Genomic DNA, 22989 nt, shown 5'->3' with positions numbered 1-22989 from the left:
CCCTCCTGGCCACCTGGACCGGCGCCTGCTCGATATGCGGCCAACCCGCACCAACCCCCGACCCCCACCATAGGACCTAACAAAGCCCTACTAGAAGGCTGATGAAGATCTTGGGTTGATCCGGGCCGTGCTGTCAGGTGGTGGCCTGGATTTGCCAGGTCGTGCCGTTGTGGGCGAGTCCGAGGTTGAGCAGGGTTCGCAGGTTGAGGGCGGCTGCGCGGGTGTGGAGCCAGGTGTTGTTCTTGATGGTTCCTCGGTAGCGCAGGCGGCGGCTTCGGTGTCCGACGAGCCAGGCCACGGCTCGTTCGACCGGGGGCCGCCATCGGCGGTAGGCGGCTTGCCAGGCGGGGTCGGCGGCTTGTCGGCGGGCGGTGTGCTGGAGGTCGTAGCCGGGTTGGATCCGAAGGGTCCTGCCGGTCTTGGAGGCGGTGCACCGCTCGCGGAGCTGGCAGCCGGTGCAGCGGTCACCGAAGGCCGCCGAGCGGGGTGTGTCGGGGCCGCGGTCGGGTGAGAGCGGGACGGCGCGGCCGGCGGGGCAGGTGACCGTCCCGCCGGCGGTGTCGATCCGGAAGTCGTCGAGGACGAAACCGCCCGCGATGGCGGGTCGTTGAGGGGCGGGCTTGAAGAACAGGCGGTGTCCTGCGTCGCCGAGGGCCTGGCGGGCGCCCCCGGTGGAGTAGGCGGTGTCGCCGAACGCGTCCACCGGCTCGTCCTCGCCCGCGAGCAGGCTCTCGGCGACGGCGGCTTCGTGGTGCCGGGGTCCTGCGCCCGGGGTGAGCTCGACCTCGGTGTAGATCGTGGTCTCGGGCTCGATGGCGAGGTGGGCCTTGTATCCGTCCTGGTAGTGGGTGCGGGTCTTGTGGACGTGTCGGGCGTCGGGGTCGACGGTGGAGACGATCCGGTCGGGTGCGGTGCCCCGGGTGATGCGCCAGCGGCCGTCACGGCCGTCGGAGTCGTCGGCGGGCTCGACGTCCTGTCCGGCGACCAGGGCCAGCAGGCCGACCGCGGTGGCGGCCTTCTCGCCGAGTTGCTGCTCGGGCAGGTGCCCGAGCAGCAACAGCGCGTCGCCGACCAGGGCGTCCACGAGGTCGGCGCGGGCCTGGGCGTCGTTCCAGGCGATGCGGGGCTTGCCCGGGTCGGCGTAGTCGTGTGCGGTGCAGTGGCGGGTGGCGACCTCGTCGGCGCCGGGGACCTCGCGGATCACCGCCCGCACGGCGGCGATCAGCTGGGTCACGGTGTCCTGGGTGGCGACCGCGTCGTCCAGCACGGTGGAATCCAGCGCCCGGCGGTGCTTGCCCTTGAGGACCCCGGTCGCCTTCACCACCTCCCGCACGGCCTCGAACACGCGGTTCGGTCGGGCGGAGCGGGCCAGGCGGCGGCGGAAGTAGGCCAGGAGTGAGGAATCGAACGCGGTGTCGTGCAGGCCGAGTCCGCACGCTGCCTTCCACCGCAGGTCGCAGCGCAGTTCCTGGACCGTCTCGAAGTCCGAGAGCCCGTGCAGGGCCTGAAGAGTGATCGCGGCTGCCAGGATCTGGGGCGGCATGCTCGGGCGGCCGTTCACCGACGGGTACATGTCCGTGAACATCACCGCAGGAAACAGCCGGCCGCGATGCTCGGCCAGGAACGCGAACACACTCCCTGCCGGAATCAGGTCCCCGCAGGTCTCCCAGACATCCGGCCCGACAGTCTCTCCGGACCATTCCCCCATCGCCACAACACAAGTCTGGCCCCGCCGCTCACGCGGCGGGGCCAGAACCCAACATCTTCATCAGCCTTCTAGGCAGCCTCCGCATCCGCCCTGGCGTGGAACTCGCGGACCACCCGCTGCTCCCGGTACGGCTCCAGCCGGCGCCGGAACTCGTCCAGGTACTCCACGCCCCGGTTGGACCGCAGCCCGCTCAGCAGCCGGACCGCCTGCGCGCCCGTCTCACAGGCGCGTTCGAGGTCCCGCTGCTGCAACTGGGCGGTGGCGAGCAGGACGAGGTCCACCGCGCGGCGGCGGACCCGGGTCGGCGGGTGCAGGTCGAGCGCCCGGCGGGCGTAGTGCTCGGCCTGGCCAGCCTGCTCCAAGTCCCGGTGACAGTGGGCCAGTTCGTCCGACAGATAGGCGTCGTCGAAGTGAGCGATCCAGTCCGGGTCGTCCTCCGGGCGGCGCTTCTCCATCATCTCCAGCGCCTTGGCCGACACCGCCTCGCAGGAGCGGGCATCCCCCAGCAGGGCGTGGCCGCGGGCCTCGGCGGCGTAGAACATCGCCATCGCCGTCGGGGTGGCGACCGTCCGGGCGCCCTCCTGCGCGGCGCGGGCGAGCTGGGCGATCTCCCGCGGGTTGCCGAGCGTCGCCGCCAGGTGGCTCATCGACGCCGCCAGCACGTAGCCGCCGTAGCCGCGGTCGTCGGCCGCCTGGGCGAGCCGGAGCGCCTGGATGTAGTAGCGCTGGGCCAGGCCGGGCTGGCCGGTGTCCACCGCCATGTATCCGGCCAGTTCGGTCAACCGGGCCACTGCGGCGAAGAGTTGGCGCCCGGTCTCGTCCCGGTACGCCCCGCCGAGCAGGCTGGAGACCACCGAGTTGAGGTAGTGCACGACCACCGGGCGCACGTGACCGCTGCCGAAGCGGTGGTCCAGGTCGACCAGCATCGCGGTGGTGGCCTTGATCGCGGCCACGTCGGTCGGGCCGACCCGGGGACCGCCGGTGCGGGCCACCACCGGGTCGGGCGGGGTGATCAGCCAGTCCCGGCTGGGTTCCACCAGCGCGGAGGCGGCGACCGTGGCCCCGGTCAGGAAGTCCCGTCGGCCGACGTCGCTGCGCCAGAGCTCGCAGACCTGCTCCAGGGCGGCGTTCAGGGTCGGCGCGAACTGGAGCCCGATGCCGGAGCTGAGGTTCTTGCCGTCGGCCATGCCGATCTCCTCGACCGACACGCTGCGGCCGAGCTTGCGGCCGAGGGCCTCGGCGATCACGGCCGGCGCCTGCCCGCGCGGCTGCTGCCCGCGCAGCCAGCGGGCGACGGAGGTCTTGTCGTACCGCAGGTCCAGACCGTGCTCGGCGCCGCAGAGGTTGACCCTCCGGGCCAGGCCGGCGTTGGAGCAGCTGGCCTCCTGGATCAGTTGCTGCAGACGCTCGTTGGGCTGTCGTGCGACGAGTGGTCTTGCGGCCATTGGGTTTCGCCTCCCCACACCCTCCGGTCCCGGCCGGCGGGCGACGATTCTGCTGATCTGTTGCCGACTGTCCGACCGTCCAAGGAATCTGACACCAGGTTAGCGATCAGCAACGCCAGCGGGATACCCACGGTGACGATCCGCACCCCCCACGCGCCCTGGGAAATGCTCCTGTGCGCCCCCACTGCGCCTGCCCCCGCCCGCCTCAACTCGGTCGAGTAACCGGTTCGAGTGACATTGCCGGTATGCGCCCAACCGGCTTGCGCCGGGCCGTAACCAGCCTCACACACGGTAGTTGAGCTTCGCGTGGAAGACATCCCCGACTCCCCCGACCAGGGCAAGAACGCCGCACTGCCCCCGCTGCTCATCGAAGCCGTCGGCTACGCCGAGAACCGCCACTGGGAGGTCGCTCCCGGCGCCTGGCTGATCGACGGCGACGGGCCCGCCCGCTGCTCCTGCGGCGACCGGCGCTGCCTGCTGCCGGGGGCCCACCCGCTCGACGCGGACTGGGCCCGCAAGGCGAGCGCCGGGCCGGGGGCGGTACGGCGCTGGTGGACCGAGCGGCCGCAGGCCTCGATCCTGCTGCCCACCGGCCGGTCCTTCGACGTCCTGGACGTCCCGGAGACGGCCGGATGCCTGGCGCTGGCGCGGATGGAGCGGATGGACCTCCAGCTGGGCCCGGTCGCGGTGCTGCCCGCCTCGCCCGGCCGGATCGGCCGGCGGCTGCACTTCCTGGTGCTGCCCGGGGTCGCGGCCAAGCTGCCGGAGATGCTCCGCAAGCTCGGCTGGCCGCCCGGCCGGCTGGACCTGGTGGCCCGCGGCGAAGGGGACTGGACGGTCGCCCCGCCGTCCCGGATCGGCGGCACCGGCTACGCCCAGTGGGCCCGCTCCCCCTCGGCGCTCAACCGCTGGCTGCCCGACGCCGCCGAGCTGATCAGCCCGCTCGCCTACGCCTGCGGGCGCGAGGCGCCCGCGGCCGCCCACCCCCAGCCCGCCCAGCCGGCGGCAGCGGTGCGCTGAACGGGCGCAGCAACGATTCACCACCCCGGTTAACCGCTCCGGTTCACCAACCCGGTTCACCGCCTCGATTCACCGCCCCGTGAACGGCCGCCCTCCGCCTATCGGGTGAGGGCGCGCAGCGCGCGACACCCCGCGCACGGCTGACGGGCCTTGTCTCCCACCGGAGGCGGGGCCCGTCACACGCATGTGCGGATAAGGCCTCCGTGTACCCGCTGATCATGGACGAAAGCCCCCCGGACGAGTGACAACGCTCAAGGATTGCCATGATCGGCCGAGGGGAGGAATTGCGGTGCGAGGGGACGCCGGAGGGAGCGCTCGGACGGGGAAGCCGGGCGAGGCGGTGGAGGGGCCGGGAGGGAACGGAGGGGATGGAGGGGACGGAGGGGACAGGGAGGGAACGGGGAGGCGAAAGGGCCCGCTGCACGGGGAGCAGCGGGCCCTTCGCATCGTTCCTGGAAGCGCGTTCCCCGGGCCCGGAAGCGTTCCGGGCCCGGGGGGCGCGTTCCTCAGGCCTGGGCGACGAAGACGTGCTGGGCGATGTCCTTGCCCAGCTCCGCCGCGTTCTCCCCGGTGCCGACCAGCACGCCGGCGACGCCGGCGCTGACCCGCACGGTGGAGCCCGGCCGGATCCCGGCCCGGCGCAGCGTGCGCATCAGCTCGCCGTCGGTCTGGATCGGCTCGCCGATCCGGCGGACCACCACGCTGGCACCGCCGTCGCCCGGCTTGACGGTGTCCAGCGGGACGAGCGCGGCGTCGAAGCCCTCGCCCTCGGCCTTGGCGTCGCCCAGCTCGTCCAGGCCCGGGATCGGGTTGCCGTACGGGGACTGGGTCGGGTGGCCGAGCATGGCGAGCACCTTGCGCTCGACCGTCTCGCTCATCACGTGCTCCCAGCGGCAGGCCTCCTCGTGGACCTGCTCCCACTCCAGGCCGATCACGTCGACGAGCAGGCACTCGGCGATGCGGTGCTTGCGCATGACGCGTACGGCGAGCCGGCGCCCGTCATCGGTCAGTTCGAGGTGGCGGTCCCCCGCGACCTGCAACAACCCGTCGCGCTCCATCCGGCCGACCGTCTGGCTGACCGTCGGGCCGCTCTGCTCCAGTCGCTCGGCGATCCGGGCGCGCATCGGGACGATGCCTTCCTCCTCCAGCTCCAGGATGGTGCGAAGGTACATCTCAGTGGTGTCGATCAGCCCAGACATCGCCGCTGGCTCCGTTCCTCGGTGTCCTCACCGCCAATTCTGACGTACTGCACCGACAACCGGGCCCGCGCAAGGGCCCCGGGTCCCGGTTTTCGTTCCTGTTGACAGCGGTGCCGCCGGGGCGCCACGGTGCTCGCCGTAGCTTTCTCCACTGGCGGCCCGGACCCTCCCGGCCCGCCCCACCCGGCCGGCGCCCCCACCGGCAGAGAGCGAAGGCAACAGATGAACGACCTGGTCGGCCGGTACTTCGACGCCGCGATCGCCCATCTCCAGCGGGTCCGGGAGGAGGAGGCCGACGCCATCGAGGCCGCCGCGGCGCTGCTCGCCGAGGCGATCGCCGAGGGCCGCCGGGTGTTCACCTTCGGTGCCGGGCACTCCGCGCTGCCGGCCCAGGACGTGGTCTACCGGGCCGGCGGGCTGGTCCCGATGAACCTGCTGAACGTCCCCGGGATGGCGGGGGTGACGGTGATGCCCGCGCCGCTGTCCAGCGCGCTGGAGCGGGTGTCCGGCCTGGCCACCACCACCCTGGACCTGACCCCGGCCGCCTCCGGCGACCTCCTGTTCGTGATCTCGCTGTCCGGCCGCCAGGTGATGCCGGTCGAGCTGGCCCGGTACGCCCGGGACCGCGGCCTGAAGGTGATCGGCGTGACGTCGCTGGCGTACCCGGGCGAGGTGCCCCCGGCGCACCCGTCCGGCACGTACCTGAAGGACAACTGCGACGTGGTGCTGGACAGCAAGATCGCGGTCGGGGACGGCGAGCTGACCCACCCGGCCGCCGAGACCACCTTCGGCCCGGTCTCCACCATCGTGACCAGCGCGCTCATGCAGGCCGTGGTCGCCTCGGCGGTCGGCCGGCTGGCCGACGCGGCGGCCGACGGCACCACCGCGGCCCCGCCGCTGTTCCGCTCCGGCAACGTCCCCGGCGGCACCGAGTGGAACGCCAAGCAGATGGCCGACAACGCCGACCGGATCCTCTACACCTACTGACGCCCACCGGTCGCGCCCGCGGGTGCCGCCTCTCCACGCAGGGTGTCCGCCCGCCCACCGAACGTACCCGGGCCGGACAATCCACCGGGGCATCCCGGCCATTGCGGGCGGCCCGGGGGTGGGCCAGGCGTACCGGGAAGCCGCCCGGGGCAGGAGAGCGGTGCGACCGGAGCGACGGGTGGGGGCCGAACATGGCGTCTGGGGCGGGACGGACGGGGTGGATGCGCGAGCGGGAGCTGCTGCCCGGGTTCTTCTGGGCCGCCGACGCGGCCTCGCTGCGCGGCCAGCGGCGTTCGGTGCTGCTCTCCGCCTGGGAGCTGCTCCTGCTGGTGGTCGCCGCCGCGACCGGCTCGGCCGACGGCGAGCCGTGGGCCTGGCCGGCGGCCGCCGCCTACCTCGGCGCGATCGTCCTCGCGGTGGTGATCAGCCGGCAGAACCCGCAGGGGCTCTGGTACGAGGGCCGGGCCGCCGCCGAGTCGGTCAAGACGCTGGCCTGGAAGTTCGCCGTCCGGGCGGACGCCTACCAGCCGCCGCCGCACACCCTGCCGGACGCGGAGGGCCTGTACCGCGTCCAGCTCGGCGGGGTGCTGGGCGCCTTCCGGGACGGCCGGGTGGTCGCACCGGGCGCCGGGGCGGAGCTCGCCGGGATCACGGCGGCGATGCGCGACCTGCGCGAGCAGCCGCTCGCGGTGCGGCGCGAGGTGTACCTGCGGGAGCGGATCCAGGTGCAGCACGACTGGTACCGCGCCAAGTCCCGGTACTGCGCCCGGGCCGGGGCCCTGGCGGGGGTGCTGGGCGTGGTGCTCCCGGCGCTCGGGCTGGTGCTCGCGGTGCTGCGGGCGCTCGGCGCGTTCACCTACGACGCGCTGGGCACCGTCTCGGCAGTGGCCGCCTCGATCACCGCGTGGGCGCAGCTGCGCCAGTACCGCCCGCTGGCCGCCGCGTACGGGCTGGCCGCCGACGAGCTGGAGCTCATCCGGTGCCAACTGGCCCGGCTGGACGTGGAGTCGGCGGATGCCGAGGAGCTCTGGGCCCGGCTGGCCCGGGACGCCGAGGACGCGGTCTCCCGCGAGCACACCACCTGGCAGGCCCGCCGGGAGATCCGCACCACCACCGACCGGGACCACTGAGGAGGCCGCAGGTGTCGTTACGGATGGTCAAGGCCCCGGACGGTCGCGCCCTCGCCGTCGAATCCCTGGGCGACCCGCGCGGCCGCCCGGTGTTCCTGCTGCACGGCATGCCCGGCAGCCGGGTGGGCCCGCACCCGCGCAGCACCGTGCTGTACCGGCTGGGGGTGCGGCTGATCTCCTACGACCGGCCGGGCTACGGCGACTCGACCCGGCAGTTCGGCCGCCGGGTGAGCGCGGCGGCGGCCGACGTGCGGGCCATCGCGGACGACCTCAAGCTGGACGGCTTCGCGGTGCTCGGCCGCTCCGGCGGCGGCCCGCACGCGCTGGCCTGCGCGGCGCTGCTGCCGCAGCGGGTCAGCCGGGTGGCGGTGCTGGTCGGCCTGGCGCCGCGCAACGCGGCCGGCCTGGACTGGTACGCCGGGATGACCCCGTCGAACGTGCACGCCTACCAGGAGGCCGAGCGCGGGCACGGCCGGATCGCCGACGCGATGGAGTTCCGCTCCCGGCAGATCAAGGACGACCCGGTCCGGCTGTTGAACGGGCTGCGGCCCGAACTGTCGCCCGCCGACCGGGAGGTGGTGGCCGACAACGGGCTGCGGCGGATGCTGCAGAGCAACTACCGGGAGGCGTTCCGGCACGGCGCGGACGGCTGGATCGACGACGTGCTGGCGTTCACCGCCGACTGGGGGTTCAAGGTCGAGGACATCGCGGTGCCGAGCTGGCTGTGGCACGGCACCGACGACCAGTTCTCCCCGGTCGAGCACTCCCGCTGGCTGGGCGACCACATCCCCGGCGCCGAGCTCTTCCTGGAGCCCGGCGCAGCGCACTTCGGCGCGTTCCGGGTGCTGACCACCGCCCTGGCCTGGGCGGCGGGCTGAGGCCTCAGGCTGTCATGAGGCCTCAGGCTGTCACCGGGGTGACCGGCGCTCCCCCGCCCAGCACGGCCAGGACGTTGTCCACCGCCAGGCCGCCCATCGCCTGCCGGGTGGCGACGGTGGCACTGCCCAGGTGCGGGGCCAGGACGGCGCGTTCCTGGGCGAGCAGCGCGGGCGGGACGGCCGGCTCGTGCTCGAAGTTGTCCACGGCGGCGGCGAACAGCGCGCCGGACTCCAGCGCGGCGGCCAGCGCCTCCTCGTCCACCACTCCGGCGGTCATGCTGACCACCACCGCCCCGCGCGGCAGCAGGTCGAGGCGGCGGGCGTCCAGCAGGTGCCGGGTGGCGGCGCTGAGCGGGGCGGTGACGACCAGCACCGTGGAGTGGGCGAGCAGGTCCTCCAGCGGCCGCCAGGTGGCGCCGTCGGCCTGCTCGGGCGGCAGCTCGCGGCGGTTGTGGTAGCTGACCGGCATGTCGAAGGCGCGGGCCCGGCGGGCCACCGCCTGCCCGATCCGGCCCATGCCGAGCACGCCCAGCGGGGTGCCGGCCAGCTCCATGCCCAGCAGGAAGTTCGGTGCCCAGGTCCAGGGGCTGCCGGAGCGCAGCAGGCGCTCGCCCTCGCCGAGGCGGCGGGTGGCGGCCAGCAGCAGCGCCCAGGCCATGTCGGCGGTGGCGGTGGTGAGCACGCCGGGGGTGTTGGAGACCAGCACGCCGCGGTCGGCGCAGGCGGCCAGGTCGATGTTGTGGTGCCCCACGGCGTGGTTGGCGACGATCTCCAGGGACGGCCCGGCCGCGTCCAGGAACTCGCCGTCGACCCGGTCGTCCAGGGTGGTGAGCACGGCGCGGCGGCCGCGGACGGCGGCCAGCAGGTCGGCCCGGGCCATCGCCTGGTCGGAGTCGTGGCAGGTGACGGCGTGGCGCGCGGTGAGCCGTTCGATCACCCCGGGCGCGAGGCGCCGGGTGACCAGGACCGGGGGCGGGGTCTGCTTGCTCATGGTCCCGCAGCGTACCCGCCGCCCCCGGCCGGAGGCCGTGCTCTCACCGGCGCCTGCACCACCGCTCACACCACCGCTCACACCGCCGCTTACACCGGCTGCGGCTCCAAGTCCCGGTTGATCCGCTTCCAGCCGCGCGCCGCGACCGTGTTGGGGTGCTCCTCGCCGAACTGGCGGATCAGCTCGCCGATCGCGCGGGCCCGCAGTTCGGCGGCCTGGGTGTGCCGGCCGGCCGAGCGCAGGGTGATCGACAGGTTGGCCTCGCAGGCGACGGCATCCGGGTGCCGGGGCGTGTAGCGCTCGCACAGGCCCTGGTAGGCGGCCCGGCCGAGTTCCTCGGCGAGGCCGATCTGGCCGTCGTCGCCGTAGGCGTTGGCCAGGTTGATCACCGCGTTGAGGGTGTACGGGTGGTCCGGCCCGACGGAGTCGGTCAGCCCTTCGACGGTGAGCCGGCCGCGTTCGATGGCGCCCTGGATGTCGCCGCTGCCGCGCAGGTAGATGCCGAGGTTGTTGGCGCAGGCCAGGGTGAAGGGGTGTTCGTCGCCGAAGAGGCGGCGGTGGCCTTCGAAGACGGTGGAGCAGAGGTCGCGGGCGGCCTCCTTGTCGCCGGAGGCGCTGTGGTCGGCGGCCAGGTTGAGCGCGCAGGCGAGCGCGTCGGGGGCGTCGGCGCCGTAGCGCTCCAGGTAGCGCTCGTAGGTCTCCTTGGTGATCCGGCGGGCTTCGGCGAGCGCGCCGATGCGGCGCAGCGAGACGGCCAGGGACTTGGCGTTGCGCAGGTTCTCCGGCAGGTCGGGGTCGAGGACGTCGCCGAGGTCGGAGGTGACTTCCTGGAGCAGGTCCACCGAGCCGCGGTAGTCGCCGAGTTCGCGCAGGTCGCGGGCGAGGTTGGACTTGGTGGAGAGGGTGTAGGGGTGCCGGGGGCCGAGGACGGCGGTGCGCCGGTCGAGGGTTTCCTGGTCGAGTTCGCGGGCGGCCTCGCTGTTGCCGACGAGCCGGTAGTCGATGGCCAGGTTGTTGGCCATGGAGAGCGTGCGCGGGTTGTCGTCGCCGAACAACTCGCGGAACTGGTCGAGGATTTCGCGGTCGAGGTCGAGGGCGGCCTGGAACCGGCCGAGTGCCCGGCGGTCGGCGCCGAGGGAGCCGGCCGTCATCAGGGTGTACGGGTGGTGCTCGCCGAGCAGGGCCCGCTGGCGTTCCAGGGTGTCCTCGTCCAGGGCCAGGGCTTCGGCGTAGTTGCCCTGGGAGCGCAGCACGTTGGCGAGTTGGAAGCGCAGCAGCAGGGTCTGCCGGTCGTTCTCGCCGAGCTTGTTGGTCCACTCGGTGTCGAGGGCGTGGCCGAGGTCGCGGGCGCGGTCGAGTTCGCCGCGCTTCCAGAGGTAGCGGACGCGGTCGATGAGCAGTTGGCGGGTGTCCGCCTCGTCGCAGTTGTGCGCCTTGGAGGGCGACAGGTGCGGCCAGATCTCGTCGAAGGCGGGCCAGTTGGCGGGGTCGTCGGTGTCGCCGAGGACGGGCCGGGCGCCGGTGAGGATGCGATGCACCTCGTGGACGGCGATCTCCTGTTCGTCGTCGGTCATCTCGGCCCGGATCACCGCCTGGACGAGCCGGTGCACCTGGAAGCTGTTGCTGCCGGCGTCGACCTTGGCCAGCGCGTACCGGCCGATCGCCTGGATCACCTTGCCCAGCATGAACTTGTCGCTGAGGTCGGCGTCGTACTTCACCAGCGCCCGGATCATCTGGTCGCTGTAGAAGAGGTTCATCGAGATCGGCTCGGGTGCGAAGAACGCGCAGAGCTGCAACAGCCGGACGGCGGCCGGGGATTGCTGGCGCAGCCGGCCGATGGACACGTTCCAGGTCGCGCCGACCGGGGTCGGGTAGTCGGCGGGGCGGGCGACGGCCAGCGCGCGGGCCGCCTCGGCGTGCAGTTGGGCGACGTAGGTCTCCACCGGGGTGCCGGTGGTGTCCAGCCAGGCGGCCGCGACCTCGACGGCGAGCGGCAGGTCGCCGACCGCTTCGGCGACCCGGTCGGCGTCCGGGCGGGACAGGCCGCGGGCGCGCCGGCACAGGTGTTCGACGCTCTCGCCGCGGGTGAAGACGTCCACCTCCAGCGCCTCGGCGTGCCCGGTCCAGGCCTGGTTGCGGGAGGTGACCAGGATGTGGCCGGAGCCGCCGGGGAAGAAGCGGCGGATCTCGGCCGGTTCGTCGGCGTTGTCGAAGATCAGCAGCCAGCGCGAGGTGGGCACGCCGCGGCGCAGCGCCTCCCGGGCGGCCTCGGCGGCTTCGGTGACGGAGTCGCCCACGCGCAGGCCGAGCCGGCGGGCGAGGTCGGCGAGGGCGGGGGCGACGAGTTCGGTCTGTTCGGCGTCGATCCACCAGACCAGGTCGTAGTCGGACATGAACCGGTGCGCGTACTCCAGCGCGACCTGGGTCTTGCCGACGCCGCCGAGCCCGTACAGCGTCTGGGGGGTGGGCAGGACGGCCGCCATGCCGCCGCGCAGTTGGTTGCGCAACTGCTCCAGGACGGCGGCGCGGCCGGTGAAGGAGGGGTTGCGCGGCGGGACGTCCCACACGGTCGGCTTGCTGCCGGGGAAGCGCGGTCCGCTGCCGTTGGGCTCGGTCAGGGCGACGTCGCCGCGGCCGAGGGCGCGCAGCAGGGTCTGGACGGACTGCGTCTCGTCGCGGCCGACGAGGTCGACGGGGTTGCGGTTGCTGAAGGGCGCGGTGAGCCTGACGTCGCCGACGCGGACGGGGACGAGCTGGCGCCGGGTGCCGGCGGGGTCGGAGTTGACCACGGACTCCCACAGCGCCCGGGCCTGCGGGGAGCGCTGGTAGGCGGGCGAGAGCACGGCGACGGTCCGGTAGGCGGCGTCGATGCCGCGTTCGGTCTCCTCGCGCGGGTCGGTGCCGGCGCTGAGGTCGCGGGGCAGCACCCGGAAGCCGGCCCGGGTGAGCACGGACTCGATCCAGTCCGCCCACATCCGGTCCTCGGGGACGTAGGAGAGGTAGAGGTCGGCGGGGACGGACGGGCGGCGGCGGGTGAACGCGTCCACGTAGCGCAGCCGCAGTTCCTCGTCCATGACCGGCAGGGAGGTGACCTTGCGCTGGGTGATCATCGCGGTGAGGCGCTCGCAGGCGGCGAGCATCGAGGTGGGGGTGCCGGTCTGGTCGCCGAAGGTGGCGAGGATCTCCTCGTAGGCGTAGAACGGCCGGTAAGGGATCTCCACCGACCCCCAGTAGGAGGCGAGTTCCTCGCCGTTGAGGCCGGCCGGCAGCCCGTCGAAGCGGACCCGGGCGAGGGAGCGGCCGGCGTCGGCCTTCTCCTTCTCGCCCTCGTCGATGCGCATCGGGACGGGCAGGATGCGGATGCCGCGCTCGCGGTAGCGGTCGTGGATGTGCTGGGCGATCCGGGAGGCGCCGTCGATGGACTGGTCGCTCAGGGTGAAGCAGACGACCAGGTCGTCGGGCATCTGGACGGTGCAGATCTCGGCGATGTCGGACAGGCCGGTGCGCGAGTCGATGAGCACGTAGTCGTACCGCTTGCTCATGTCGGCCTTGAGGGCGTCGAAGAACTGCCCGCCGTCGAAGCGGTCGTAGAAGATGTCCCAGTCCAGGTGGGTGACGGCCTCGGAGTAGTCCCGGTTGAACTGGCCGGCGGACAGGAAGTCCAGGCTGCCCCCGGTCGGGAACAGCGGCCAGGACAGCGACAGCGCGTGCGGGTGCACCCTGGCGAAGTCCAGGTGCCAGCCCTCGGCGTGCTCGACCGGGCGCAGGGCCTCCTCGCGGTACTCGGCGATCAGGTCCATCATCCCGGTCGTGCCGGCCAGCGAGGCCGGGTCGAGGAAGGGGTGGAAGAACTTGGCCAGGCCCGGCGCCTCCAGGTCCCAGTCCACGGTGAGCACCCGGTAGCCGTTGGCGGCCAGGATCCAGGCGGTGTTGGCGAGCGCCATGGTGCGCCCGGTGCCGCCCTTGTAGGAGTAGAAGGTGATGATCCGGCCGTTGCGGTCCTGCTCCACGGACCGTCGCTCGGCCTCCCGCTGGGCGGCCAGTTCGGCCACGGTGAGGCCCCCGACGCGGAAGTTCCTGGTGGGGTTCTCGCTCATCTGGGTCGTCCTCCCAAGGGCGCCATCCCGTCATCGGGGTCATCGCCGTCGTCACGGTCTGGGTGGTCGTCGGGTCCGGAGCCGTCCTGCCCGAGGGGGGCGTCCCGGCCGAACGGGGCCGCGCCCGGGCCGCGCCGGAACGCGTCCCGCAGGTTCGGGCGGGGCGGCGGCGGATCCTCCGGCTCGGCCCTGGTGCGGCCCTCGAAGGCGTACTTGGCCTTCATGGCGGCCCGGGGCAGCGCGTCGTCGAAGTCCTCCAGGGTGTTCAGCCCGGTCGGGCCGCTCACCCCGAGGAAGCTGGGGCGGCTCGCCCGCCGGGTGATGCGCAACGCCTTGTCGCTCAACTCGCCGAGGTCGCCGCCGCGTTCCTCGCACTCGGGGTCCTCGGTGTTCCACGGCTCCAGGACGCTCACCCAGGTGGCGTCCGAGCGGTCGAAGCGGCGGACGAGCTCCCGGCGGTCCGGATCGCGCAGCGCCCACCGGTCGAGCAGGAGCAGGCCGGGGGCGGCCGCCTCCCCCTCGATGATCGACTCGACCTCGTCGTCGAACTCGTGCACGGTCGGCTGGAACCCCAACTGCCGGGCCAGCCGCACCGCGTGCTGGGCGATCGGCGAGCCGGCCGGGCGATAGGGGTGCCAGTCGGTGCGCCGGGAGCCGTAGAAGTCGGGATTGCGGTCGGGCGGCAACTCGCCCTGGTGGTAGGAGAGTACGGAGATCCGCAGCTGCTTGGTCGGCGCGCTCACGTTGAAGGCGCTGGGCAGCCCGTTGAAGTCCAGCCGCCGCCCGACCGGGATCACCGTCTCCTCCGCCACCTGCACGATCCGCGCCGCCAGCCGGTGCACGGCCAGCTCGTAGGCGGAGCGGAAGTAGGTGAGCTTCATCAGCGCGTACAGGCCCTCGGTGGCGTAGTCCGGCCCGAAACTGGCGTGGTTGAACTGGAGTTCACTGGCGACCTTGGGCAGCCGGTAGCGGCTCATCGGCGCCCACAGCACCGGCACGATGCCACTGGTGCGCTCCGCGTCGATCGTCGCCGGGTACACCGGGCGGCGGGTGAAGGCGTGCCACTCCTGCCCGCACGGGACGCTGTTGAAGTACCGAGGCGAGTACAGCGGCACGAACACCCGGCACGTCGCAAGCTCCTCCGACAGCCGCTCCGCCCACAACTCCCCCTGGTGCATGGACTCGTCCATGAAGCCGACCGGCACCCCGGCCGGGACCGTGGTCAGCTGCAGCACCGCCTCGCACAGGTCCCGGTACAGCTGGCGGACCCAGTGGTTCGGATCACCGGCGCCGCGCGTGCCGGCCTTCGGGGTGTGCGCGTAGGAGAGGAAGAAGTACGGCCGGGCATCATCCTCGTCCCAGCCACGGTCGTTCACACGCGCCTCCCCCGGGCCCGTCGGCAACCTGGTTCCCGCAGCCCCCGTGCGGCGGGGTCTCAGTGTAGGAACGAGTGAGGACCCAAGGGAATAGCACAACGAGTCGCACGAATTGACATGACCGAAACGACACGGCTGTGCGCCCGCTTATCGTGGCTCCCGGGGCCTGCTCCAGCGCGCCCGACACGGAGTACAGGGAAGGTAGCCATGGACCACCTCAACTGGCAGAAGCCGAGCTTCAGCGGTGACCAGGCGGACTGCATCGAGATCGCCTCCGAGGGCGACTTCGTCTACCTCCGCGAGTCCGACAATCCCGGCCACATCGTCACCACCACCCGCACCAAGCTCAACGCCTGGCTCCTCGGCGCCAAGGCCGGCGAGTTCGACCACTTCATCGCCTGACCTCCACGGCCGGGCATGGCGCGGGCCCGCCCGGAGAAGGCGGACCCGCGTGCCATGCATGGCACCTATGTCCGATCCCGTCGATCCCGCAGCCGCTCGGACCGGGCCTGACACACACCGCCGACGGCGGCCGCCAGCAGGATCAGAACCAGCATGCCCGTCACGCCCGGCCCCGCCGGCGCTTGAACTCGCGCAGCAGGGCCAGCAGGTTGATCAAGGTGCTGGCCGGGATGTTGCCGATGGAGACGAGCGCCCGGCCGTTCAGATCGGCCTCTCCGGACTGGGCGGACGGCCAGAGGAGCCCGAACTCTCGGCCCTCCGTGCGGAGATCGACGATCAGTTCGGTGATCTGCCGGCCGGTGAGCTGCCGCAGGGCCGGGTCGGCGGGGTGGATCGGGTGATGGGCGATCACGCGGCGCCGTCCAGCTCGAACCAGACGCGCTTGCCGAGCTTCTGCGGCTCCGCACCCCAGCGGTGCATGAGCCCCTCCACCAGCATCAACCCCCGCCCGGACTGGGCGAACGGGTCGGGCTTCCGCTGCTCGGGCAGCACGGGACTGCGGTCCGCGACGGTGACGCGGAGCGTCCCGTGGACGACGGCGACCAGGACGACGGGCGCGGCGGTCAACCCGTGCCGCCAGGCGTTCACCACCAGCTCCACGAGCGCGAGTTCGGCGTCCCCGATGGAGGAGTCGGGGTACCCGGCGCGCGCCATGGTGTCGCGCAACGCCTCGCGAGAGACGGTGAGGGAGGGGGAGTTGAGGTTGGGGTCACACATGGGGAATCTCCCAGCGGTGCAAAGTGATTGGTGAGTGGACTGTAGACGAATACCCCTCAAGTCTGCAATACACTCCGAACATGCACGTACACTCTGCGTAGATGAAGATCGCGGGAAGGGCATGCCCATGGGGTTCAGGACTGGTATCAGCGAACGACAGCGCCGCTTCGGCGAGGAGCTTCGCCGTGTTCGAGACGCCGCAGGCATCTCGGCCCTGGAGATCGGCGAGGCCCTGGGCGTCAAAGGTCCAAACATCAGCCACACCGAAGCTGGCAGGCTCGGCCTCAATCTTGAGCGCTTGAACGCCTGGCTCGACATCTGCAGCGTCGCGGACCCGGAGTACCGAGCCGGCCTCGTCGCCATGAGCGAGAGCTCGGGGAAGGGCTGGTGGACCGAGTTCAAGCACCACGTGACACGCAGTTCACTCGACCTCGCCGAGGCGGAGGCGAGCGCCACGGCCTTGGACAGCTACGAGTCTCTCCTCATTCCCGGACTCTTGCAGACCAAGGCCTACGGCGAGGTCATCCAGGGGTACAACGAGAAGAAGGTCGAGTTCCGCCAAGAACGCCACAGGGTGCTGGCAGGCAAGAACGCGCCTCCGTTCCGTGCTGTGATCCACGAGGCCGCCTTGCACATGATGTACGGGGGCCCAACGGTCATGCGCGATCAGCTGAATCATCTGATCGAGATGAGCAGTCTTCCGAACGTGACGATTCAGATCCTCCCGTTCGACTGCACCACATACGCTTCGAACGACACTCCGTTCATGCTCATCCGTGGCGCGCACAACCGGCTTGACACAGTTCTGCTCGAACACCCACATGGGTCGGACTTCGTGGGAGATCCCGAGGTCGTGACAACATTTGACCGGAAGTTCGATCGGCTCAGGGGTTTGGCCCTTCCACCCCTGCTTGCCGCGACGTCCGCACCATCGTCAGGCCATCGCGACTCGTTGGGCTTGATCCAGCACATCCGCTACAAGGTCCAGGGAAGATAGCCATGCACCAGCTCAACTGGCAGAAGTCCAGCTTCAGCAGCGACCAGGCGAACTGTGTCGAAATCGCTTCTTCAGGTGAGCTGGTCTACATCCGCGAGTCCGACGACCCCGCCCACATCGTCACCACCACCCGCGCCAAGCTCAACGCCTGGCTCCTCGGCGCCAAGGCCGGCGAGTTCGACCACTTCACCGCCTGACCCACACGGCGCGGAAGGGCGGCTCCCGCGAACTCGCGGGAGCCGCCCTTCCCCCAGGTACCGCCGTCACACTGCGGCAGGCCTCGGGACGATCCAGAGCTCGGCCGGGCCGCTTATGATCACGGACTCCAGGCGGGCCGGCATCGGGCTGGCCGGGTCCAGGGCGCTGCCGGGGTAGGCGCCGAAGAGGCCTTCCAGGGCCACTTCGGCCTCCAGCCGGGCCAGGGGTGCGCCGAGGCAGAAGTGCGGGCCGTAGCCGAAGGACAGGTGCTCCTTGTCGGGGCGGGTCGGGTCGAAGTCGTCCGGCCGGTCCGGGTGGACCTCCGGGTCCCGGCCGGCCGCGCCGAATCCGAGCAGGATCGGCTCGCCCTGCCGGATGACCACGCCCTCGCCGAGGTCGATGTCCTCCAGCGGGTAGCGGAGCGGGATGTGCATCACCGGGCTCTCGTGGCGCAGGGTCTCCTCGATGACGTCCTCCCACGCGAGGGTGCCCTCGCGAACCTGGGCCAGGTAGCGGGGGTGGGTGAGGAGCGCCTGGACGGCGCTGGTGATGAGGTTGACCGCCGTCTCGTACCCGGCGCCGAGCATCAGGAAGAGCTCGTCGCGGGACTCCTCCTCGGCGCGGCCCGTGTCGCCGCCGGTGCTGACGGCGGCCACGTCGCTGGCGAGGTCGGGGCCGGGGTCGCGCCGTTTGAGCTCCAGCAGTTCGACCAGCACCACGTTGATCTCCGCCCGCGCGACCGTCATCTGCTCGGTCGTCGCCGTCGTCGTCAGCAGGGTGTCCATCGACCGGCCGATCTGCGGCCGCATGTCGGCGGGTACGCCGAAGAGGTCGCAGATCACCGTCATGGTGAGCGGGAGCGAGAGGGCCCGGCGGATGTCCACGGCCTCGCCGGGGGCGAGGTCACGGAACGCGCCGACCAGGGCGGCGGTCGTCGCCTCGATACCGGGCCGCAGCGAGGACACCCGGCGGGGCGAGAACGAGGGCGCCATCCGTCGTCGCGCCGAGCGGTGTTCGTCGCCGTAGCGGTTGAAGAAGTTCTGCTGGAACGCGATCGGGCCCATCGGCCACCCCTCGGGCACCGCGGCCAGGCCGGGCCAGTGCTTGCGCGGGTCGCGGGAGACCCGCGGATCACCGGTCAGGGCGCGGATCACCGAGCTGCGGGTCACGGACCAGGCGACGATGCCGCCGGGGAGTTCGACCCGCACGGCGGGCCCGGCGGCGCGGAGCTCCGCGTTCTGCTGGTGCAGGGCCCGGCCGGTCATGTCCAGCACCGGGCAGCCGTTGTCGTCTGGAGCCATGGCATTGCTCCTCAGGATCTCTCGGGGGGCGCCCCCGGCAGTCCGTGTCCGGGGCCTGTGCTCCGTTCTAGAGCGGCACGGAGCGGTCGTCAACGGACCGCGACGGTGTTACCAGGATCATCCAGCCAGACGGACTGTGCACCGTCTACACCGACGGTCACGCCGAACCGGCCCAGGTCCGGCCTCCCCTCCTCCCCCCACCACCACCGGCGGGCGCCCACGATCTCGTCCCACAGCCGGCGGGGCCCGCATTGCTGAACAGCGTCCTCGCCGTTCCACCTGGCGTAGCGAACCGAGGCCCACGATCCGGCACCGTCGGACAGTTGCATGCGAAAGGTGCCGCTGGGGTCGGCCTCGTCCCAGACGTGTTCGTACCGGACACCGGGCACTCGCAGGCCGATGGCGAAGGCTGCGTGCACGTCCTCCAACGCCAACTCCGGGTCCATTGCGGAAGGGCCCTGCCGGTAATGGTCCGGCGCATCAGACAGCGGGCCGGTCACGGCATGCGGGCGCTGGGCTCGCATCCACATGAAGCTGACGTTGCCGACGAACCGGCCGTGCGACGCCTGGCCCCTCTCGCCGACCACCAGGCGCAGGAGCCCGGCATTGGCGTAGGAGGTGCCCCACGGGGTGACGATGACACCGCCGGGGCGGGTCTGCTCGATCCATGCCCAGGGCACCCTGCGGACGGCTGCGGTCGAGTGGATGCGGTCATAGGGAGCGGCGTGGGGCCACCCGGCCAACCCATCGCCCACCACACGGTTCGGCGCGAATCCAGCGGCCCCCAACCTCAGCGCCGCCTCTGCCGCCAGAACCGGATCCACCTCGACAGTGGTCACCTGCTCGTCACCGAGTCGGGCGCACAGCAGGGCACTTGTCCAACCGGTTCCGGTACCGACGTCGAGCACGGCATGCCCGTCGCTCACCTCCAGGTGACGAAGCATGTCCGCCACCAGGGACGGCATGGAGGCCGACGACGTCGCGGTGCCGGGCCCGCCACCGATCCCGTCGTCCACCTGCGTGACGACCACAGCGTCGGCGTCGACCAGCGCCCACCAGCCGTCCGGGTCGTCGCCACGGCTGATCCGCCGGTAGCCGGTCGGAGCGCCGCCGTCCGGGGCCCACACCTTCTCCGGCACGAAGGCAGAGCGCGGGGCACGCTCGAACGCGCCCCGCCACTCCTCGCCCAGCCCGGACATCAACTGTGCGAATTCCTCCATCAGTTGAAGCTCACTTCTTCGGCGGAGTGACGGGCTTGGTCCACTGGCCGTCCGACTCCTTCGGGGACTGCTTCTTGTCCCCGACCTCGCCGCCCTTGCCGTCTCCGTGCTCCCCCATGTCTGCGCTCCTTCCCGCCCGTCAGACCGGTCAGTCGGTGCCGGTGGCCACAGTGGCATCCAGCGACATCGACGGGCGAGAACACGCTAGGGGGATTCCTGCGAGAATTTCAACAATATTCCAGTGACCGACTAAAGATCTCCACGGAATGTCGCAGACCACTCGTAGAGCTGCCGCCTTGCGCAATCCCCGAACAACGCATTCATCTCATAGCGGGAAAAAACTCCAATATGCTCGGAGATGTCCCTGGGGTCCCGGAAAACTATGCGCCCAGTAAATACCTCCACCGTGGCCAACCGCTCATCGTAAATCGTAAATCGTAAATCGTGAAAGTGTTCATCGGGCCCTGCGGCAGGACAACCCCGTACGGAATCACGCCGATTCGGATATTGGGCAGGCGGGAAAGTGCGGCCAGACGCTCGATCTGAACCGACATGGCCATCGGACCGACCACCGCCCACTTGACGGCCTGCTCAGTCAGAAGGAACGTGAACGACTTGGACGTGTCATAGAGGACCGCCTGCCGCTCCAACTTCCGAGCCACCGCTTTGCCGATATCACCGGGCGAGTAGGCAAGACCGGCCCTGACGTACTCGGGCGTCGCCAGCAACCCCGTCACCATCGCCGGAAGGAAATACCGCAGGACGGAGGCGTCCTGCTCCAGCGCTGCGAGCTCCGCCTGCCGCTTCTCCAGCCCGACCCTCCAGGACGCCCGGACCTCCTGCCACTGCGTATGAGCAACCCGCGCGAGCGATGAGATTTCCTCGGCTATCTCCGACGGTACGCCAAGCGCGAAAAGAATTCGCTCGACCTCTACAAGGGTCGGTATCTTCTTCCCCGTCTCAATCTTGCTGATCGTGCTCTGCGTCATGGCACAACGCACAGCGAGCCGGGCCCCCGTAAGGCCGGCTCGCTTGCGCAGCTCTCGCAGCTTCTTCCCCAGCTCGGACTTGGACTGTCCGAGCCGTTCCGGATCCAGAGACACTCAGCCGCTTGCTCTCACGTACTCCGAGAAAGGAACGGACTCGGATACGGCCAAGCGCTTCCACTCGACGAATCGGCTCGGGTCGCCGTCGAACGCCTCGCGGCTGATCTGCGTCCCGTCCGGGCGGTAGTTCATCAGGACCACCCTGGACTCGTCGAACATCCAAAAATCCTGATCCGGTAGGCCCGGATTCTCGCGGCCGGTCAGGTCGAGAATCCGGATGTCCTCGCCGGCCGCGACGTTGTGGGCGTAGTGCGCGAACTCGAAGCGGAGATAGTCCGTCAGGGGTCGGGTGATCGCGTGGACGCGGCCGACGGTCCGACCGCTCTCACGGAAGCCCCTCACGCGCCTGGTCCAGGCCGCGGTGTCCTCCGCAGTGACCGGTCCACCCGCCAGGAAGCGCCGGATGGCGTCCTCTTCCTGCGGCATGGTGTAGACGGAACGGGTCTCCAGTCGCCAGGCATCGCTCGCCATGGCGTCGAAGTAGTCCCGCCAGTCCTTACCATCCAAGAGCACGGACGGCCTCCCTGAGAATGTGCTCGGGAATCTCCACCAGGCCCTCGCCTTCGGGCGCGGTGAAGCCGTCGAACAGGTCGCCCTGAACCACGAACGAGCCACGGTCGGTGGCATACACGTTCGGGCAGTCATCCCCGCCGCACTCCCCCGAGCCGCTGCCGCTGCCGTTGCCGTTGCCCGTCAGCCGCGTAAGCACCGGTTTCCCTGCCATGCCAACCTCCCACCCGCCGAACCCTGCTGGACCTTGCAGATACGAAGCTAGGGACACCTTGCAGGAGTGTCCATGCCGACTCGGCGATATTCCCGTGTTCGACTAATGATCTTGCCTTGGAGCCACCCACCACGTTTCGATCGCCCGGGAAGTCGACCCCGTCGGCATCCCGGGCGATCGCGACGAACAGCTCCGTCGCCACCGAACCTGCTGCGGGGGTTGCACAAGAAGTCGACTCCACCGACTTCTTACGCGGCACCGCACCCGCTGACCCGCATCCTGAGCGGCAGGCCTCACCATGCTGCCGCACTGCCGACACGTTCGACCATGTCCTCGCTGACGACTCCCGGTATGTTCCGGCGGCTCCTCAGAGCGAAGGCCCCAGGCAAGGTCCTTATCCCAGACCCGGAATATGCCCGATACTGCATGGACAGGCATCGAAGGCAGCCCTAGCGTCGTTGACGAGTTGGGAGGCATAGCGAGGTCAGCGTGGCTGAGCCCCCGCAGCTACTGTCTCCTGCCAGCAAGTTCAACGGCCCACGCTGCGACGATGACGACTGCCCAACCGTGTACTCCACCGATCGCGGGACGTTCGCGGTCCAGAGCGACCACTTCACGGCCCTGAAGGCACCCATCGGGAGTCCGCCGTCGAGATTCCCCGACACGTTCTGAAGGAGGCCATCCGTGCTCCTGGATGGTGACCAGTGGCGCGCCCACTTCGACAGCTACCAGCACGAAGCGTTCCGGTTCGAGGCGCAGCCCGCCTACACCATGCCCAGGGAAGCAGAGAGCCTCGCCCGCTTCCTGCGCGGCGAGCCGAAGCCGATCGATCACAACGCGGCGTGGCACCGGAGGGTGCACGGCTTCGTTTCCTCGGGACGGAAGATCGGCCGCGTCCGGGTGGTGCGCCACCCCCTCACGGACTACCAGCGGTACCAGTTCGCCTGGGGTATCCCCGGCAACATCGCCGCCGGAGAAGACATCCGGATCCTGGACACCACTGAAGGGAACTTCGGTATCCCCGACCAGGACTGGTGGCTGTTCGATGACACCTCGGCAGTCCACCTGAACTTCCGACCTGACGGCACCCAGATCAACCGGGAGCTGGTCAGCGGCGACATGCGCCGCCACCGCGAGTGGAAAAGAATCGCCCTGGCTCACTCCGTGCCGTTTTCCGAATACCTGAAGTCGGCCCCACCAGCTTCTTGCGCAACACCCCATCCGTCGGCCCGCGTCCCAGGTGTCCTGGGGCGCGGGCCGACGTCATGACCGGGCCGGGCCTGTGCGGAGAGCGCAGGCCCGGCCCTCTCCGCAGGTAGGAGCGTCCTTGTGCGTAGGAAGTCGGTGAGGCCGACTTCCTACACAAAAAAGACCTGGACAGGACCGGGGGCGGCCTTCTCAGGGAAGAGAAAAAGAAAGAAAAAACAACACGC

21 protein-coding genes are annotated in these 22989 nt (G+C 70.9%); 8 read left to right on the top strand and 13 right to left on the bottom strand.

Features of this window, described 5'->3' with window-relative positions; genetic code table 11:
* Positions 1 to 133 precede the first annotated feature (133 nt).
* Together ACFVX9_RS37820 and ACFVX9_RS37815 are read right to left on the bottom strand one after the other, a co-directional pair.
* Positions 134 to 1708, bottom strand: coding sequence for an IS1182 family transposase (locus ACFVX9_RS37820; protein ID WP_387986586.1), 1575 nt, complete (start codon positions 1706 to 1708; stop codon positions 134 to 136).
* Between the two features lie 68 nt (positions 1709 to 1776).
* Positions 1777 to 3153 carry a hypothetical protein gene (locus tag ACFVX9_RS37815; RefSeq protein WP_063348171.1) on the bottom strand — a complete coding sequence of 459 codons (1377 nt, stop codon included), beginning with the start codon at positions 3151 to 3153 and terminating at the stop codon, positions 1777 to 1779.
* 315 nt (positions 3154 to 3468) lie between these two features.
* Here ACFVX9_RS37815 and ACFVX9_RS37810 point away from each other — a divergent pair, with 315 nt between their 5' ends.
* Complete coding sequence (locus tag ACFVX9_RS37810; protein WP_244293629.1) at positions 3469 to 4173, top strand: bifunctional DNA primase/polymerase; 705 nt, start codon at positions 3469 to 3471, stop codon at positions 4171 to 4173.
* A gap of 506 nt (positions 4174 to 4679) precedes the next feature.
* Here ACFVX9_RS37810 and ACFVX9_RS37805 read toward each other — a convergent pair.
* Positions 4680 to 5372 carry a metal-dependent transcriptional regulator gene (locus ACFVX9_RS37805; RefSeq protein ID WP_063348173.1) on the bottom strand — a complete coding sequence of 231 codons (693 nt, stop codon included), beginning with the start codon at positions 5370 to 5372 and terminating at the stop codon, positions 4680 to 4682.
* 222 nt (positions 5373 to 5594) lie between these two features.
* Here ACFVX9_RS37805 and ACFVX9_RS37800 point away from each other — a divergent pair, with 222 nt between their 5' ends.
* The 3 genes from ACFVX9_RS37800 (at position 5595) to ACFVX9_RS37790 (ending at position 8367) form a co-directional block, all read left to right on the top strand.
* Entirely contained in the window at positions 5595 to 6359 is a 765-nt protein-coding gene (locus ACFVX9_RS37800) for a sugar isomerase domain-containing protein (RefSeq protein WP_063348174.1), read from the top strand.
* 221 nt (positions 6360 to 6580) lie between these two features.
* Positions 6581 to 7489, top strand: a complete 909-nt coding sequence (locus ACFVX9_RS37795) for a DUF4231 domain-containing protein (RefSeq protein ID WP_380345149.1) — start codon at positions 6581 to 6583, stop codon at positions 7487 to 7489.
* Positions 7490 to 7512: 23 nt separating this feature from the next.
* Positions 7513 to 8367 carry an alpha/beta fold hydrolase gene (locus tag ACFVX9_RS37790; protein ID WP_063348176.1) on the top strand — a complete coding sequence of 285 codons (855 nt, stop codon included), beginning with the start codon at positions 7513 to 7515 and terminating at the stop codon, positions 8365 to 8367.
* A gap of 22 nt (positions 8368 to 8389) precedes the next feature.
* On the opposite strand, the gene ACFVX9_RS37785 is transcribed toward ACFVX9_RS37790, so the two are convergent.
* From ACFVX9_RS37785 to ACFVX9_RS37775, 3 genes are all read right to left on the bottom strand, one after another.
* Positions 8390 to 9358, bottom strand: a complete 969-nt coding sequence (locus ACFVX9_RS37785; RefSeq protein WP_380345151.1) for a 2-hydroxyacid dehydrogenase — start codon at positions 9356 to 9358, stop codon at positions 8390 to 8392.
* 89 nt (positions 9359 to 9447) lie between these two features.
* Positions 9448 to 13368, bottom strand: coding sequence for an FxSxx-COOH system tetratricopeptide repeat protein (gene fxsT / locus ACFVX9_RS37780; RefSeq protein WP_380373307.1), 3921 nt, complete (start codon positions 13366 to 13368; stop codon positions 9448 to 9450).
* Between the two features lie 83 nt (positions 13369 to 13451).
* Positions 13452 to 14831, bottom strand: a complete 1380-nt coding sequence (locus tag ACFVX9_RS37775) for a TIR-like protein FxsC (RefSeq protein ID WP_387986580.1) — start codon at positions 14829 to 14831, stop codon at positions 13452 to 13454.
* Positions 14832 to 15038: 207 nt separating this feature from the next.
* On the opposite strand from ACFVX9_RS37775, the gene ACFVX9_RS37770 reads away from it, so the two are divergent.
* Positions 15039 to 15233: a DUF397 domain-containing protein gene (locus ACFVX9_RS37770; protein ID WP_063348179.1), complete on the top strand. Its 195-nt coding sequence runs from the start codon at positions 15039 to 15041 to the stop codon at positions 15231 to 15233.
* 160 nt (positions 15234 to 15393) lie between these two features.
* Here ACFVX9_RS37770 and ACFVX9_RS37765 read toward each other — a convergent pair whose 3' ends face one another.
* Complete coding sequence (locus tag ACFVX9_RS37765; protein ID WP_350877566.1) at positions 15394 to 15645, bottom strand: hypothetical protein; 252 nt, start codon at positions 15643 to 15645, stop codon at positions 15394 to 15396.
* Positions 15642 to 16010 carry an ATP-binding protein gene (locus ACFVX9_RS37760; RefSeq protein WP_380345155.1) on the bottom strand — a complete coding sequence of 123 codons (369 nt, stop codon included), beginning with the start codon at positions 16008 to 16010 and terminating at the stop codon, positions 15642 to 15644. Before ACFVX9_RS37760 ends, ACFVX9_RS37765 begins: the two co-directional genes overlap by 4 nt.
* Before the next feature lie 127 nt (positions 16011 to 16137).
* On the opposite strand from ACFVX9_RS37760, the gene ACFVX9_RS37755 reads away from it, so the two are divergent.
* Together ACFVX9_RS37755 and ACFVX9_RS37750 are read left to right on the top strand one after the other, a co-directional pair.
* On the top strand, positions 16138 to 17007 hold the full coding sequence (locus ACFVX9_RS37755) for a helix-turn-helix domain-containing protein (protein ID WP_380373284.1): 870 nt from the start codon (positions 16138 to 16140) through the stop codon (positions 17005 to 17007).
* Between the two features lie 2 nt (positions 17008 to 17009).
* Positions 17010 to 17204, top strand: coding sequence for a DUF397 domain-containing protein (locus ACFVX9_RS37750; RefSeq protein ID WP_387986574.1), 195 nt, complete (start codon positions 17010 to 17012; stop codon positions 17202 to 17204).
* A 66-nt stretch (positions 17205 to 17270) separates the two neighbouring features.
* Here ACFVX9_RS37750 and ACFVX9_RS37745 read toward each other — a convergent pair whose 3' ends face one another.
* The 5 genes from ACFVX9_RS37745 to ACFVX9_RS37725 all read right to left on the bottom strand — a co-directional run bounded on the left by ACFVX9_RS37745 (position 17271) and on the right by ACFVX9_RS37725 (position 21556).
* The gene (locus ACFVX9_RS37745; protein WP_387986571.1) at positions 17271 to 18506 is read right to left on the bottom strand and encodes a cytochrome P450; all 1236 of its coding nucleotides are present in this window, start codon (positions 18504 to 18506) and stop codon (positions 17271 to 17273) included.
* An 89-nt stretch (positions 18507 to 18595) separates the two neighbouring features.
* Positions 18596 to 19726, bottom strand: coding sequence for a methyltransferase domain-containing protein (locus ACFVX9_RS37740; RefSeq protein WP_380373292.1), 1131 nt, complete (start codon positions 19724 to 19726; stop codon positions 18596 to 18598).
* A 380-nt stretch (positions 19727 to 20106) separates the two neighbouring features.
* On the bottom strand, positions 20107 to 20829 hold the full coding sequence (locus tag ACFVX9_RS37735) for a helix-turn-helix domain-containing protein (RefSeq protein WP_387986568.1): 723 nt from the start codon (positions 20827 to 20829) through the stop codon (positions 20107 to 20109).
* Entirely contained in the window at positions 20830 to 21345 is a 516-nt protein-coding gene (locus ACFVX9_RS37730) for a DUF6879 family protein (RefSeq protein WP_387986565.1), read from the bottom strand.
* The gene (locus ACFVX9_RS37725) at positions 21329 to 21556 is read right to left on the bottom strand and encodes a hypothetical protein (protein ID WP_063348188.1); all 228 of its coding nucleotides are present in this window, start codon (positions 21554 to 21556) and stop codon (positions 21329 to 21331) included. The genes ACFVX9_RS37730 and ACFVX9_RS37725 overlap by 17 nt, the downstream gene beginning before the upstream one ends.
* A 684-nt stretch (positions 21557 to 22240) precedes the next feature.
* Between ACFVX9_RS37725 and ACFVX9_RS37720 the strand changes: the two genes are divergently transcribed.
* A complete protein-coding gene (locus tag ACFVX9_RS37720) occupies positions 22241 to 22825 on the top strand; it encodes a DUF6879 family protein (protein WP_387986562.1) in 585 nt (194 codons plus the stop codon).
* The last annotated feature ends 164 nt before the right edge of the window (positions 22826 to 22989 follow it).

The organism is Kitasatospora sp. NPDC058243 (assembly GCF_042882025.1).
Classification (GTDB): Bacteria; Actinomycetota; Actinomycetes; order Streptomycetales; family Streptomycetaceae; genus Kitasatospora.
This window is presented reverse-complemented; position numbering and strand designations above follow the sequence as displayed.

Coding starts and splice junctions, on each gene's coding strand:
- ACFVX9_RS37815 (WP_063348171.1), bottom strand. CDS start 3,153: ATGGCCGCAAGACCACTCGTCGCACGACAGCCCAACGAGCGTCTGCAG.
- ACFVX9_RS37750 (WP_387986574.1), top strand. CDS start 17,010: ATGCACCAGCTCAACTGGCAGAAGTCCAGCTTCAGCAGCGACCAGGCG.
- ACFVX9_RS37805 (WP_063348173.1), bottom strand. CDS start 5,372: ATGTCTGGGCTGATCGACACCACTGAGATGTACCTTCGCACCATCCTG.
- ACFVX9_RS37820 (WP_387986586.1), bottom strand. CDS start 1,708: ATGGGGGAATGGTCCGGAGAGACTGTCGGGCCGGATGTCTGGGAGACC.
- ACFVX9_RS37745 (WP_387986571.1), bottom strand. CDS start 18,506: ATGGCTCCAGACGACAACGGCTGCCCGGTGCTGGACATGACCGGCCGG.
- ACFVX9_RS37755 (WP_380373284.1), top strand. CDS start 16,138: ATGGGGTTCAGGACTGGTATCAGCGAACGACAGCGCCGCTTCGGCGAG.
- ACFVX9_RS37770 (WP_063348179.1), top strand. CDS start 15,039: ATGGACCACCTCAACTGGCAGAAGCCGAGCTTCAGCGGTGACCAGGCG.
- ACFVX9_RS37785 (WP_380345151.1), bottom strand. CDS start 9,358: ATGAGCAAGCAGACCCCGCCCCCGGTCCTGGTCACCCGGCGCCTCGCG.
- ACFVX9_RS37795 (WP_380345149.1), top strand. CDS start 6,581: ATGCGCGAGCGGGAGCTGCTGCCCGGGTTCTTCTGGGCCGCCGACGCG.
- ACFVX9_RS37790 (WP_063348176.1), top strand. CDS start 7,513: ATGGTCAAGGCCCCGGACGGTCGCGCCCTCGCCGTCGAATCCCTGGGC.
- ACFVX9_RS37800 (WP_063348174.1), top strand. CDS start 5,595: ATGAACGACCTGGTCGGCCGGTACTTCGACGCCGCGATCGCCCATCTC.
- ACFVX9_RS37740 (WP_380373292.1), bottom strand. CDS start 19,726: ATGGAGGAATTCGCACAGTTGATGTCCGGGCTGGGCGAGGAGTGGCGG.
- ACFVX9_RS37725 (WP_063348188.1), bottom strand. CDS start 21,556: ATGGCAGGGAAACCGGTGCTTACGCGGCTGACGGGCAACGGCAACGGC.
- ACFVX9_RS37760 (WP_380345155.1), bottom strand. CDS start 16,010: ATGTGTGACCCCAACCTCAACTCCCCCTCCCTCACCGTCTCTCGCGAG.